This is a genomic window from Lysinibacillus sp. EB271-A1-10B, assembly GCF_058791335.1.
On sequence record NZ_JBYTDL010000011.1, the window covers coordinates 12,572 to 26,219 of the forward strand.

General features: G+C 34.5%; 12 protein-coding genes and 1 pseudogene. 6 read left to right on the top strand and 7 right to left on the bottom strand.

Going from position 1 to position 13,648, the window contains the following annotated elements; genetic code table 11:
* Nucleotides 1-29 precede the first annotated feature (29 nt).
* The 5 genes and pseudogenes from AC3WSK_RS14975 (at nt 30) to AC3WSK_RS14995 (ending at nt 4,037) form a co-directional block, all read left to right on the top strand.
* Nucleotides 30-252: pseudogene (locus AC3WSK_RS14975) on the top strand (hypothetical protein).
* A 118-nt stretch (nt 253-370) separates the two neighbouring features.
* On the top strand, nt 371-691 hold the full coding sequence (locus AC3WSK_RS14980) for a hypothetical protein (protein ID WP_492414198.1): 321 nt from the start codon (nt 371-373) through the stop codon (nt 689-691).
* 3 nt (nt 692-694) lie between these two features.
* Nucleotides 695-997 (top strand): MerR family transcriptional regulator, encoded by a 303-nt coding sequence (locus AC3WSK_RS14985; protein WP_492414199.1) that lies wholly within the window; start codon nt 695-697, stop codon nt 995-997.
* Nucleotides 998-1,322: 325 nt separating this feature from the next.
* On the top strand, nt 1,323-2,090 hold the full coding sequence (locus AC3WSK_RS14990; RefSeq protein WP_079563400.1) for a nucleotidyltransferase domain-containing protein: 768 nt from the start codon (nt 1,323-1,325) through the stop codon (nt 2,088-2,090).
* Between the two features lie 465 nt (nt 2,091-2,555).
* The gene (locus AC3WSK_RS14995) at nt 2,556-4,037 is read left to right on the top strand and encodes a malate:quinone oxidoreductase (RefSeq protein WP_079563401.1); all 1,482 of its coding nucleotides are present in this window, start codon (nt 2,556-2,558) and stop codon (nt 4,035-4,037) included.
* A gap of 704 nt (nt 4,038-4,741) precedes the next feature.
* Here AC3WSK_RS14995 and AC3WSK_RS15000 read toward each other — a convergent pair.
* The 7 genes from AC3WSK_RS15000 to AC3WSK_RS15030 all read right to left on the bottom strand — a co-directional run bounded on the left by AC3WSK_RS15000 (nt 4,742) and on the right by AC3WSK_RS15030 (nt 10,312).
* Nucleotides 4,742-5,398 (bottom strand): hypothetical protein, encoded by a 657-nt coding sequence (locus tag AC3WSK_RS15000; RefSeq protein WP_079562448.1) that lies wholly within the window; start codon nt 5,396-5,398, stop codon nt 4,742-4,744.
* 161 nt (nt 5,399-5,559) lie between these two features.
* A complete protein-coding gene (locus AC3WSK_RS15005) occupies nt 5,560-5,973 on the bottom strand; it encodes a MarR family transcriptional regulator (protein ID WP_427483865.1) in 414 nt (137 codons plus the stop codon).
* Nucleotides 5,974-6,266: 293 nt separating this feature from the next.
* On the bottom strand, nt 6,267-7,298 hold the full coding sequence (locus AC3WSK_RS15010) for an alpha/beta fold hydrolase (RefSeq protein ID WP_427483864.1): 1,032 nt from the start codon (nt 7,296-7,298) through the stop codon (nt 6,267-6,269).
* A 39-nt stretch (nt 7,299-7,337) separates the two neighbouring features.
* Nucleotides 7,338-7,997 (bottom strand): hypothetical protein, encoded by a 660-nt coding sequence (locus tag AC3WSK_RS15015; RefSeq protein WP_427483863.1) that lies wholly within the window; start codon nt 7,995-7,997, stop codon nt 7,338-7,340.
* Between the two features lie 3 nt (nt 7,998-8,000).
* Nucleotides 8,001-8,408: a permease prefix domain 1-containing protein gene (locus AC3WSK_RS15020; protein ID WP_079562444.1), complete on the bottom strand. Its 408-nt coding sequence runs from the start codon at nt 8,406-8,408 to the stop codon at nt 8,001-8,003.
* On the bottom strand, nt 8,405-8,734 hold the full coding sequence (locus AC3WSK_RS15025) for a PadR family transcriptional regulator (RefSeq protein ID WP_053482886.1): 330 nt from the start codon (nt 8,732-8,734) through the stop codon (nt 8,405-8,407). Before AC3WSK_RS15025 ends, AC3WSK_RS15020 begins: the two co-directional genes overlap by 4 nt.
* 387 nt (nt 8,735-9,121) lie before the next feature.
* A complete protein-coding gene (locus AC3WSK_RS15030; protein WP_079562442.1) occupies nt 9,122-10,312 on the bottom strand; it encodes a M14 family metallopeptidase in 1,191 nt (396 codons plus the stop codon).
* Between the two features lie 592 nt (nt 10,313-10,904).
* On the opposite strand from AC3WSK_RS15030, the gene AC3WSK_RS15035 reads away from it, so the two are divergent.
* Nucleotides 10,905-13,646, top strand: a complete 2,742-nt coding sequence (locus AC3WSK_RS15035; RefSeq protein WP_492414200.1) for an ATP-binding protein — start codon at nt 10,905-10,907, stop codon at nt 13,644-13,646.
* The last annotated feature ends 2 nt before the right edge of the window (nt 13,647-13,648 follow it).

The following is a 13,648-nucleotide window of genomic DNA, read 5'->3' on the forward strand; positions in this document are numbered from 1 at the left end:
GGTGAGGCAATGAATGCAGTTGTAAAAGCATTTTATCCCCAAGTGAAGAATATAAGGTTGAAATTATTAAAAGAAATGACGGTCTATATACATTAGAGATCTTCAGATGGTTTGAAGGCGATATCGTCTACTCATATGAGTATTGAAGTTCTATCACACAAGGTTTTTTCACTAATGGATACAGAAGAAAGTGCAATGAAAATTGGTGTCGAACAATTAAAAGTACATTCTGGTGAAATATTTGACCTTTAACATAATTAGCGACAGCGATATATTTTTGCTTGTACTAACAGTAATAGTTCAGAAGATGTTGACATGGAGCTAACTCCATCTTTTATAGTGAAAGTATTAAAAGAATGGGGTGATGTGAATGGCTATTATTACTTATGTATTGATAGGGTTATACGCATTATTGACAGGGATTGCAGGCTTGCAGCAATGGAGAGAGAACGGATATCAAATACGAACACTTTTGTTTATTGTCTTATCTATCTGTATTCTTGTAACGATATTTTTACCGAACAAAGCTCTAGTACTGATGTTGCTAATCCTTGAATTTGTTTTGATACATGTATTAGCAGTTGCGGAAGGGCAAGTAACAAATAAACAGCTTAGATATAGTCACCATGTCGTTCGCTTCATATTCCATTGTATACTGCTATTAATGGTTTATAAATTTATTTATGAGTAGGTGATGATCATAAAAATCGGTGAATTTGCTACATGTACTAGTCTTAGTAAAGACACTATCCGTTATTATGAAAAAATGGGTCTATTACGTCCAGAAATAAATAACAAACATCGTGAGTATAACGAGGATCATATCGAGATCATTAGTACAATTCTAAAACTAAAGAAATGTGGTTTTTCACTTCAAGAAATTAAAATACTTTTTGAATGGTCGCAAAATACGGATGAAAATGATGAATTGACAGAATCGGAAATTCAAAGCCTTCAACAGATGAAATTATTATTTCAAATAAGTATAAACAGATGATTCAAAGAGAAAAAGAGATTAAACAAATAAAGCAAGTCTTACAACGTGCTGATAATAAAATGGAGCAGCTATTGGAAAAAAATAAAGATAGATAGGTGTTCTAATAAAAAATCACGGTATCATTTTAAAATCCTGATAACTCCCTTCATGCGAAAAATGCTGAACTAACAATAGGCAAAAGTGGCACATCCATCATTAACACAGCAAATATGGCTGTGTTTTTTCATATACAGAATTCATCCCTGTAGAAAGGATTTATAAAATAAATTTTGAATATATACGATATGCTAAAGCACAAACTTTTTAAGAAGGTGATGATAACTTTATGGAAGAATGGAGAATAGCGCTAGAAGAATTTTTAAAGGACTGGAAAAATAGAAATGACGTAGTAGGGGCACTTGTATGTGGGAGCTATGTTACGGGCAATCCTACTAATCGTTCTGATATTGATGTACATATTATTTTATCTGATGATGTTGATTGGAGAGAGAGAGGGAATAAACTTATTAATGGTTTTCTTATAGAGTATTTCGCCAATCCACCAAAACAAATTCGCAAATACTTTCAACAAGATTTTCAAAACCATAGAACAATGTCTATAGTTCAATTGATGACAGGAAAGATTCTATTCGATAACACGGGGATACTTCATGAATTAAAAATCGAAGCTGAACATTGGCTAAACAATGAATATGATGAACTTAATAAAACAATAGTAGAAATGAAAAAATATTCACTATGGGATTCATTAGATAATTTAAAGGATTGTTTTGAACAAAAAAGAGTGGATTTCCACTTTGTATATTTTAATTCATTAGCTAATGTATTTTCTGAGTACTGTCAGTTTTTGAGATTAGAAAGCATTCCATACTATCAAGTGCATTCTTATCTTATAGATCCAGCCTATAATAAAAAATATTTAAAAAATGTTTTCCCTGATTCCATATTTAAGGAAATGTTTTTAAAAGCTTTAATAGAAACGGATATACAAAGGATGATGGAAGTATATGAAGAGTTAGTAAACCATGTAATGAATCAGATGGGTGATTTTGATATTGATGGTTGGAAAATAAAAAGTCCTCTAATAGAATGAGCTTTACTTTCTTGGTTAGACTAAAAAGAAATAATTTTAATAAAACACTAGAAAATAGTGAGAAAATTCTATATATTTTTTATGTATAGTGGAGCTGGTGCAAAAACAAGACTGGTTCCATATTTTTATGTTATTATATAAATATAATAATAAATAAAACCTCATTATTTTATGAAAACGCTAACCAAATTTAGGACGATTATTCCATAACGCTTAAATAAAGGTGGTGATTCTTAGTGGGGGAATAGTGGGTTTTTCTCTTGATTTATTAAGGAGAAGGCTCGAAAAATGCACATAACTCTCATATAGATAGTTGATATTTTAATCTTTATGTAATTATGATACACTGCAATAAGGTAATAATTGATACAGAAAAGATGTACTCCTACGTTACTCCAGAGCTTACTGTGACAGCAGGAGAGCTTACATCCTTTCTGCAAATCTTAATATATAAGGAAGGTAAAAATGAGTAACAGACAAATTAAATCAGATGTTATCTTAATTGGTGCCGGAATCATGAGTGCGACTTTGGGGACAATGCTTAAAGAATTAGCACCAGATTGGAAAATTACAGTGTTTGAGTCGCTTGATAAAGCTGGTGAAGAAAGTTCTCACGAATTAAATAATGCGGGAACTGGGCATGCGGCACTTTGTGAGCTTAACTACACTTCAGAGAAAAAAGACGGATCAATCGATATTAGCAAAGCGATTAACGTTAATGAACAGTTCCATGTTTCAAGACAATTTTGGTCTTATCTTGTGAACAATAAACTAATCAGTAATCCACAAGACTTTATTATGCCTTTACCTCATATGAGTTTAGTACAAGGGAAAGACAATGTAGAGTTTCTGAAAAAACGTCATGAAACGATGGCGAAAAATCCTTTATTCCAAGGTATGGAATTTTCTGATGACCCAGAACAACTAAAGGAATGGATTCCTCTTATTATGCAAGATCGTCCAGCAGATGAAGCTATCGCTGCGACAAAAATTGACACTGGTACAGACGTTAACTTTGGTGCATTAACACGTATGTTATTCGACCATTTAAAAAACAAAGACGTTGACATCAACTACAATCACACTGTAGAAAGCATGAAACGTACTAGCGATGGTTCATGGGAAGTACGAGTGCACGACAAAAAAGGCTGTAAAATGGAATACCATACAGCAAAATTTGTCTTCCTTGGAGCTGGTGGAGGAAGCCTAGAATTACTACAAAAATCAGGTATTCCTGAAGGGAAACATATTGGTGGATTCCCAATCAGTGGATTATTCCTAGCATGTAAAAACCAAGAAGTTGCTGAGCAACATCACGCAAAAGTATACGGAAAAGCTAAAGTTGGTGCTCCACCAATGTCTGTTCCGCATCTTGATACACGCTATATTGATAACAAAAAATCTTTATTATTTGGACCGTTCGCAGGTTTCTCACCTAAGTTCTTAAAAACAGGTTCAAATATGGATTTATTTGCTTCTGTAAAACCGCATAATCTTACAACGTTATTAGCGGCAGGAGTTAAAGAGATGGGATTAACAAAATATTTAATCCAACAACTTATGTTATCTAAAGAACAACGTATGGAAGAGCTACGTGATTTCATTCCAAATGCTAAGAGCGATGATTGGGATATTATTGTAGCTGGTCAACGTGTACAAGTTATTAAAGATACTGAAGCTGGTGGTAAAGGTACGCTTCAATTTGGTACGGAAGTTGTAAGTGCTTCTGATGGCTCAATTGCTGCATTACTTGGAGCTTCTCCAGGTGCATCTACTGCTGTACACGTTATGCTTGAGGTAATCAATAAATGTTTCCCTCAACATGTTAACGAGTGGGAGTCAAAAATTAAAGATATGATCCCATCATACGGCAAGTCATTAGCAGAAAATCCAGAGCTTCTTAAAGAAATTAACGAAGCAACAGACGAAGCGCTTCGTTTAAAATAAAATTAGATGTAGAAACAAAGAATGTAAACGATTTGTTTCTAAATAATAAAATAGAACCTTCATTCTAATTTTGGGTGGAGGTTCTATTTTTTATTGCACAAATCCTTAAGGAAGAGTATTTTGCCAAAAAATAAGCTTCTATTAGAACGTGGAGTGATTTCCGTTCCTCTATCGCTGATCCCCAAGGAGTTGCCCAGTCGTAACGAAGATCACCTTATATTTCATAGCGTATGATTTAACAATTCTCATATCCACTTTTAGTAATAAGTTGTATCGGGAATTTTTTATCCATATTATCTAATATATTAAAATAGGCGTTAATTAATGACAAAAGCGCAATGAAAAAAATATTTATTGATTATATAAAACAAAATAAATGATTAGAAGCACACCTTTTACTAGCAAACAAAAGGTGTGCTTCTAATTTTAAAATTTAAGCTTGGCATAACAAAATTGGATAGAGCGTTTGATATACATTGAACAAAAGAATAGCAACAAAGAAAACAAGAGTGCTAAAGGAATGCTGAAAGCGATCGGAAGCTCAACACCTTTCCAAATGCTCATTTGTATTTGTTCCAAGCCGAATGTTCGCAAAATGCCGGCTACTATTGATAGTAATGCACTGAAGATCAGCCCTGTATAGAGGACAGATAGTACGAGAAGGGCTAATGAGCAAAAAAAGCCTTGAATAATTTTTATGAATGTCATTCCTCTTTCCTCTGTATAATTTGTTGCACCTTGGCGTTTTTAGCAATCGAATAGCTTTTTGTATAGTAAAGTGTTTGTATATGACAATTATCGCCTACTGCTACAATATCTCCGTCAACAATTTCTGCATCTGTATAGGAAAGGTGTATTTGTTCACCTTTAATACATTTACAATTCAGCTTTTTCTTTAGAAAAGATATAGATAACGTATCTTTTTCTACATGTATCACATCTGCAATAAGCTCTCCAATCTCATTTCCACCAGACATTCTTAATTGAAAATGTTTAGCCTCTATCTCATTTGCTTTAACAAAACCGACTGCATGAAACTGTTCAACTTGTAAGTTTTGTTCAATGGTCAACTTCCCCGAACTATTCAATGTTGTTACTCGCCCATTGCGCATATTTAAGCTCCCGGCACTTTTAACCTCATTAACTTCACAAAAATCTTTTATAGAGCAAGATCCTGTACTATTTAAAATCTGCGCTTCAACGCGGGAATGAAAAGAGCTATGGCCATGAGTAGAGATTTTTTTTACGCGTATTTCTTGATGTAAAGTAACAAATCCACGGATATTTAATTGCTCACAGTCTGCTGCTAAGTCATTAATAGAGCCGTTAGTAAGGGTTACTGTACGTAGTTTTTGAATCACGGATAACCACCTCATTTTAATTTAATTAATATATATTTTAATTATTAAAATATATATTAATTAAATTATATGCTGCTTTGTTTTGTCAAGAACAAAATAATTGTCACGAGCTTTTTATAGGTTTCTAGGCAATAAAAAAAGGATTTCAATTTCATGAAATCCTAAAAAATTTTATTCATTAACTGATTAACCTCACGCAATATTTTTGCCATGTCTATCAGTTTTTCCTGTGGAAACTTTAAAAATAAATCTTGAACCTTTAATTCACCGCTATTAGTTAATACCATTTTTACAACACGACGATCTTCTTGCTCTCTAATCCGTTTTACAAATTCTAATTTCTCAAGTTTATCGCACATGGATGTAACGGCTCCTGGCGTCACGCTAAAGAACTCAGCAATTTCTGTTGCCTTCATACCGTCATTAATCTTTAGCTGAAGTAGGAGGATTAATTGGTTTTGCGACAATGAGTCTCCCTCAGATAAGAGATTTACAAACATTTTTGATTTATTCTGTATTTCAAGCATCTCTCTCATAATCGTTTCCACATTGTGCAATTGCTCATTTTTTGACATAATATCACAGCCCGTTAAATATTTAATAACTAAATTATATAGTAAATAAATAATGTGAGCTACAGCAAACGTTGCTATTGACTATATCGATAACTTCGATTGCTGTTATCCCCAAGGAGTCGCCCAGCCTCCACTCCAATCAACTTAAATCCAGGCATATGAAAAATGGATTAATCAAAACACGCTCTTATTAAATAAATAGGGCAGATTAATTTCTTGAAAAACCCATATTGTTAGAATACACCCGCTAAGAATTGGACTGGATCAAGATTATGAAATTAATACAATTGCATTTACTTTATAAAAGTATCGCACATCCATTCATAAAATTTTTCCTTCTCTTCAAATTGTGGATAATGTGCTGATTGTTCATAGGCAATAAATTCTTTTTTATCGGCTTCAATAATATCAAAGTAGTTTTTTGCTGCATTAGATGAAGTTTGATAATCATACTTACCCATAACAAAATAGCATGGTAATTCGAGCTTGTTTACTTTAGTAGGTAACGGATTTTTTATTGTTTCCTCTAATAAAGTCTTTTGAGAGTAGGATAGCCCATAGTTGTAACGAATCACATCTAATAAGTTATACTCACGACTGAATAACATACTTATGATATTCCCATCAGGGTTATCAATAAGTCTTGAAGATCCACCATATTTTCCAACATACGTACGTGGGGTAAATATATCGCCATTTTTAATTTTTCCAGTTAACTCTTGTAAATCTTGAACATCCTCTGTATGGCCAGCTTTTTCTGCTTGCTTAATAACGTAATTCAAACTGTCAATCTCGCTTTCTACTGTATCACTCATCTGTCCAATTCCAACATATGCTGTAAATTTTTCAGGAGCTTTAGAGGCAGCTTGCGTTGCAATATACGTACCATAAGAATGGCCAATTAAGATTACTTTTTCTTTGCCAAGACGATCTGATATATAATCCGTCAAGGCCAATAAGTCATCTACGAGTAAGTCTGCTGAAAGATTAGAATAATCCTCAAAAAAATGATATGATTTTCCGCTTGCTCTTTGGTCGTAATTCACGACCGTAAAATTGTTTTCCAATAAGTTTTGATACTTACTGGCATACGGTATTTCTGAACATCCAGGCCCTCCATGGACAAAAATAATAACAGGATTATCCTGATCTTTGCCACGTATCATAACTTCATGATTACTTCCATTTATCTCTACTTGCTTTAATGCACTTACACTGTTAGTACCTTTAATATGGGCAGTCCATGTAGGGGATAAAAGCGCTATTATGAGTAATATGATAGTAATTATTCCAGTAAATTTTATAAATTTCATTATCTTTTTCATCTAATTCCCCTCTGTGAATGTGAATTATAATCGAAATTTTCAAATTCTTTTAGGAAGAGTTGTTGAATTGTACATTTTTCTTTTATAAACGTAGAAGTACATACTAAGGGGCCACCAAAGGGCGACAAATATTGGATAAAACGCCCATATTACGTTTGGAGAAGAGACAACGTTTACTGTAATAAAAAAGATGCTGATCAGCATTGTAGCGGTAACAGAGAATGCTACAAACGTTTTTGTTTGTGCGTGGTATAAAGCTAATGGCCACCAAATGACTAAAAATGCAGGATAAATCGCCCAAGGGTATGGATGGGATAAAATAATATTTAATAAAAAATAATAAATGATGGTACTTGCACAGCCGATCAGCGCAATTTTTAATGTTTTTGCTTTTTCTTCTAAATACATAAGAATTGGCCACCAGATGATTGGATAAACCGCATAAATGAACCATATATAATCGGGGGAGTATAAATAATTTTCAATGATAAGAAAAGCAATAATCATAGCACTGCAAACTAGAGAATATTGTTTATACATTCTTTTAGACATAAAAAATAAAGTAATGGGCCATAGCAGAACAAGTAAACACGGGTAAATGAACCAAATCGTCTGAGGTGATGTCGTATAATTGACGATTCCTAAAAAAATCATTGTCATTAAACTACCAACAATCGAAAAGCTAATAAAGTTCTTCATGTTTTATTCACTCCATTTCTTACGTGACCAAACAAAGTACATAGATAAGGGCCACCATAAAATTGCGAAGATCGGATAGATTGCCCATATTGTATGTGGCGTATAGTAGAGATTAATAAATATAAAAAATACAATAATTAAGCCGCTACCCCATATAGAGAATTCTAAATTTAATTTAGCCATGTTTTTCTTTTCGGGCTCTTTCACACCTAATTCCTTTTTTAAATCTTCAATATCTCCAAACTCTACGATTGCTTTGTTAATGGCATCCTCTTGTTCTTTCCCTTGATCCATCAAATAATATACTTTTTCTTCAAGATTTTGAATGATTTCTTGTTTAACCATCTCGGTTTCTTTATTACGAGGAATGTCTTTAAAAAGCTCATCAATATGGTTTTTTATTTTTTTCATTCTAAGCCCTCCATAAATAAGTCGATAATTTCTTTTACTTCCGACCACTCTTTTACTAGCTCATTTAAATAAGCTTTACCTAATGGGGTAATACGGTAATACTTTCTTTTGCCTCCGTGTGAAACATCACCATAATAGGCTTCAATAATTTCCTTTTTCTCAAGGCGTTGAAAAACTGCGTATAACGTTGCTTCTTTAATTTGAAAACGATTATTTGTGCGGATACTTATTTCCTGAGAAATTTCATAGCCATAACGATCTTTCTCTAATATTAGCCTTAAAATAATGGAATCCAAGTGTCCGCGGATGATGTCACTTCGAACCATAAGTCACCTACTTATTTTTTTATTGCTCTATCTGTCAGAGTAATATTAGCAAACATTACTCTGCCTGTCAAAGTAATTTTTCCAAATAGGTCCATATTTCTGCTAAGAAGGATCATCATCAAAACGTGTGGTTGATTTCCGTTCCGGTTGGGCGCTTTGTTGTTGCTGTTGCTACGCTTTCGCACAGACAAAACATTTGCTGCCGCTTTGCTGTCGCTAACAAAAGTCACCCACGACTTTTGGTGATGAACTATCAAGAAGCAATCAATCAGAGGTTAAAAAATCCCCATTCACTTTAGAAGTAAAAGGGGATTGGGGATATTTATTTAGAATTGAATTAGGATGAAAAATCCTTAAGGGGAACTATTCTTAGATTATCGATTTCTATTACATATACAAAGCTGCAAGGAATATACCTAATGTTTCTTCATAGATGTCGTCGAATTGGCTAAGTGGAAGTGGATTTGTACCACTACCTAATTCAACAGTGAATCCAGGTCTACGCCAATCCTGGATAAACCAATCTTTATAGCCTGCATAGCTGCCTGCTGAATTGATAGGCTCGTAGCCACTAACCCGGCTAAACTCATTAACAAGGGTTTCTGACTCTGGTGGTTCGAGGTTTTCAAACCCCCAATAAATGACTCTACCTTGTGTATGAAACGCAAGAACTCTGGCGAAATCACGCTTCCTTGTTAAGTCAGCCATAGCGATTGCCTCAGGCTCGGACAAAGGTTTTTGGCCTCCAAAATCTCTTGGACCAGGTGTTTTCGGATTTCGTGCTCTTTCAAGCTCCCATTTTGCAGGAAACTGGTCGTTCAAATCGACACCATGTAAATTTGCCTTCCAACCAGAGAAATCGGTGTTACCGTTATTCCAAGTAATAAGCTGGTTTTTTAATGCTTCGTCATTAGGTGGTCCTTGTAATACTAAATCAACACCATCGGGATTGACCATCGGAACGATAGAAAGGAGTGTTTGCTGGTAAAGTGGGAGAAGGGATAAACCGCGAATTGTATTTTGATTAGTGAGAGAGAGTAGGTAGTCGTTTATAAAAGTTAAAATAATTGGAGTTGTAATCCATTCATTTGCATGAAAGGAGCCGTTATAATGGACACGCTTAGCTCCGTTCCCAATTAGAAGCTCTGGAATTTCATGCTGTAAAACAGAATGTCCAATTGTAGAGCTTTGTAGAAACGGATAAGTATCGAGTAGTTTTTTAATATCGTTCATCATGGTCGTGTAAGTATAATTTTGGTTACCATTGATGAGCCTCCATGTGATTCGTTGGGGAATGCGAATTGTCTGCCCAATGTGTAATTGATTTGGATTGAGACCAGGATTGACGAGCAAAATGGCCACTAATGGGAGATTTCTGCTTTGGGCTATTTGCCAAAAAGTATCTCCTTGCTTTATTTGATAATTGATTGTAACAAACCCCGGAATTCGAACACGCTGTCCAACCCTTAAAAATTGAGGTTTAATAGTTCGATTTGAATCTATAATTAGTTGAAGAGGTATTTTAAACACTTCACTAAAATGCCAAAGAGAATCCCCAGGTCTTACGAAAATGTCCACAATTGTTCTCTCCTTACTATCAATTATGTCTCGGCAAAATTGGCCAATATATAATATATATGAAAAGAATATGGGGCTTATTAACTTTTAATGAATCATCACCAAAACGTGTTGTTGATTTCCGTTGCGACTGGGCGCTTTGTAGCTGCCGCTTCGCTTTCGCTACAGAAAACATTTGTTGTTGCTGTCGCTACGCTTTCGCACAGAGCAAAGCTTCCTGGGGGCGTCCGATGAGCCGCTTCACTCGCGTTGCTCGCTGCAGGGTCTCGGGGCAACAGATGTCTTTTGCGCGAAAGCGTGAGTGCAACGTAGCGGCAGCAGCAGGATGTTGGTCACGAAGGCGTTATCACAGGATGTGATGCTTTTAGCCTTCGTTCCTCTATATCGCTAATCCCCGAGGAGTCGCCCAGTCGTAACGAAGATCAACTTATTTACATAGTAGACGTTTATCCACAACTTTTGGATATGAACTTTATTAAATATTCCTCACAAAGAGATTATTCTCTTAACGTAAGAGGAAGAAACTTTGTTACTTTTTGATGTACAATGATATTAGTTATAGGGTTTATGACAGATAAAGGTAGGAAAGCAAATGTTAAATAAATTAAAGATAAGTATACGAACGAAAATTACGTTAGGCTATATTGTTATCATACTTTGTTTACTTGCATCAGTGGTCATCTTAAATAATCAAATTACTTCTCTACAAAAAGAAAGAAATTATATTATCAAGAATGACTCAAATATACAAGCTCTAACTAATCGAATTGAAAAATACATTTTAGATATGGAATCGAGCCAAAAAGGCTTTATGATTACAGGCGAATTAAGTTATTTAGAACCTTATAATAGAGCTGGTGAAAGTTGGGAATTAACTTTTGGCGAACTTTATCAACTTTTAGAAAATAAACCAGCACAACAACAGAGGTTAAATGAGATAAATGCAACGATACAGCATTGGATTACAACAGTAGGAGAGCCTTCCATTAAATTAAAAAAAGAAAAGAATAAAGAAGCTTTATGGGAACTCTATAAAGTAGATATAGGTAGTAAAGACATAGAAACAGTACGAGATCAGTTTGAATCACTCCGTTCAGAGGTAATTGCAACGATGCAAGCCAAAGTAAACGAGTTGGACAAAAAAAATAGTATTGTAACACTTACACTGCTTGGCATACTTATATTTATTTCAGCTGTTGCGATTATCATTGCAAGTAGTATTTCTCGTTCAATCGTAAAAACGTTAACAGAGGTTACACGAACAATCCAAGAAATCACTGCTTCCAAGAGCAATCAAAAAGGAAGAATACATGTTAAAACAAATGATGAAATCAATGCTCTTGCAGCTGCTACAAATGAGTTGTTGGATGCGCTTGAGAGAAGAGAATGGCTACAGTTGAATATCGCAGAAATTGTCACAAAATATCAAGGGATTTCTGCCATAACCAAATTAACTGAAACCTTCCTTTCAGAAATAGCGCAAAAAACGCAATCTTCCCTTGGAGCATTGTATGTTCGTGAAACTACTGATCATCAAATACAGTTTGTAAAAAAGGCGGCTTTTGCGGATGTAACGGATAACGTTGGAATGGAGAGCTTTAAACTGGGACAAGGCTTAATTGGACAATGTGCTCTAGAAAAAAAGGTTTTAATTTATAATGATATTCCAGAAGATTTCCGTTTAATCGGCACTGGTTTAGGGAAAATACAGCCAAAAGGTATTTTTATCGTTCCTATTATATTTGAAAATGACGTAATCGCTATTGTTGAGTTAGCTACATTAACTAGCTTTAATGAGCTACAGCAGGAATTAGTGAAGCAAGTTATTGAAACCTTTGGATTAACGATCAATAGTGTCCTAGGGCGTATGGAAATTGTCCGTTTATTGAATGAATCAAGAGCTTTGACAGAGGAATTACAGGTACAATCTGAAGAGCTTCAGAAACAATCAGAAGAATTGCAGCTGCAAACAGAGGAGCTGACAATGATTAATGAACAATTGGAAGAAAGAACAAAAGAGGCAGAGTTAAAGTCGAAACAATTAGAACAAGCTAAGAAAGAATTAGAGGAAAGTGCAGAACAGCTGTTACTAAATTCAAATTATAAATCTGAGTTTTTAGCCAATATGTCACATGAATTACGAACGCCACTGAATAGCATTTTAATTTTATCGGAAATGTTGGCTGAAAATAGCCAAAATACATTATCAGAAGAGGAAGCCGAATTTGCAAAGGTTATCCATTCTTCAGGTGGAGATCTGCTGGCATTAATTAATGATATTTTAGATTTATCAAAAGTTGAGGCAGGTAAGCTAGATATTAATTTTGATGAAATGAATATGAGTGAGGTTCCTGTACAAATTGAACAAACCTTTGCACCTGTTGCAATGAAAAAAAATCTACAATTCTATATTTCGAAAGACGAAAATGTAGTCGATATTTTCTATACTGATGAACAAAGATTCCAGCAAATATTGAAAAATTTATTATCAAATGCCTTTAAATTTACAAAGCAAGGCTCAGTTCATCTGGACATTAAACAGCTTAGAGAAGAACAGTTAACAAATAATATGCAGGATGTTAGTGCTGACTGGTTAGAAATCAGAGTTTCCGATACAGGTATAGGGATTCCGAAGGACAAGCATCAGCTTATTTTTGAATCATTCCAACAGGCTGATGGTGCTACGATACGTAAATACGGTGGAACAGGTCTTGGCTTGTCCATTTGTAAAGAACTTGCGAGATTACTTGGCGGCTGGATTTCATTACAAAGTAATGAAGGGCAAGGTAGTACATTCACACTAACCATCCCAAGCTTGCCAAATGGCATTGAGGAGCAAGAATATCTTGAACTTGCTATTCATGAGGTAGGGGCTACCAAGGAATTAGAAGAGCTAATGGAAGAACAGCTATTGGAAGCTCACGATTTCTCTCAACAAGAGGTAGAAGTTTTTCAAGGGAAAAATATTTTAATTGTAGACGATGATTACCGTAATATTTATGCATTAAAAAATGCACTCGAAAAACGAGGTATGAATATCTTAGTTGCTAAAGATGGGATCGAGTGTTTAGATATTATGCAAGCTAATGATGAAATTGACCTTATTTTGATGGATATTATGATGCCGAATTTGGATGGCTATGAAACGATGTCGATTATACGTAAACAAATGAAGATTATGGATTTACCGATTATTGCTTTAACAGCGAAGGCTATGAAAAATGATCGAGATAAAACATTAGAGGCGGGTGCTTCAGATTATATAAGTAAGCCGTTAAATTTAGATCAATTAGTATCCGTTTTAAGAGTATGGCTAGTTTCTAAAGGGAGTTAATA

What these genes read in the sequence shown, in the direction of transcription:
- AC3WSK_RS14980 (WP_492414198.1), top strand. Translation starts at nt 371, where the DNA reads ATGGCTATTATTACTTATGTATTGATAGGGTTATACGCATTATTGACA.
- AC3WSK_RS14985 (WP_492414199.1), top strand. Translation starts at nt 695, where the DNA reads ATGATCATAAAAATCGGTGAATTTGCTACATGTACTAGTCTTAGTAAA.
- AC3WSK_RS14990 (WP_079563400.1), top strand. Translation starts at nt 1,323, where the DNA reads ATGGAAGAATGGAGAATAGCGCTAGAAGAATTTTTAAAGGACTGGAAA.
- AC3WSK_RS14995 (WP_079563401.1), top strand. Translation starts at nt 2,556, where the DNA reads ATGAGTAACAGACAAATTAAATCAGATGTTATCTTAATTGGTGCCGGA.
- AC3WSK_RS15005 (WP_427483865.1), bottom strand. Translation starts at nt 5,973, where the DNA reads ATGTCAAAAAATGAGCAATTGCACAATGTGGAAACGATTATGAGAGAG.
- AC3WSK_RS15010 (WP_427483864.1), bottom strand. Translation starts at nt 7,298, where the DNA reads ATGAAAAAGATAATGAAATTTATAAAATTTACTGGAATAATTACTATC.
- AC3WSK_RS15015 (WP_427483863.1), bottom strand. Translation starts at nt 7,997, where the DNA reads ATGAAGAACTTTATTAGCTTTTCGATTGTTGGTAGTTTAATGACAATG.
- AC3WSK_RS15020 (WP_079562444.1), bottom strand. Translation starts at nt 8,408, where the DNA reads ATGAAAAAAATAAAAAACCATATTGATGAGCTTTTTAAAGACATTCCT.
- AC3WSK_RS15025 (WP_053482886.1), bottom strand. Translation starts at nt 8,734, where the DNA reads ATGGTTCGAAGTGACATCATCCGCGGACACTTGGATTCCATTATTTTA.
- AC3WSK_RS15035 (WP_492414200.1), top strand. Translation starts at nt 10,905, where the DNA reads ATGTTAAATAAATTAAAGATAAGTATACGAACGAAAATTACGTTAGGC.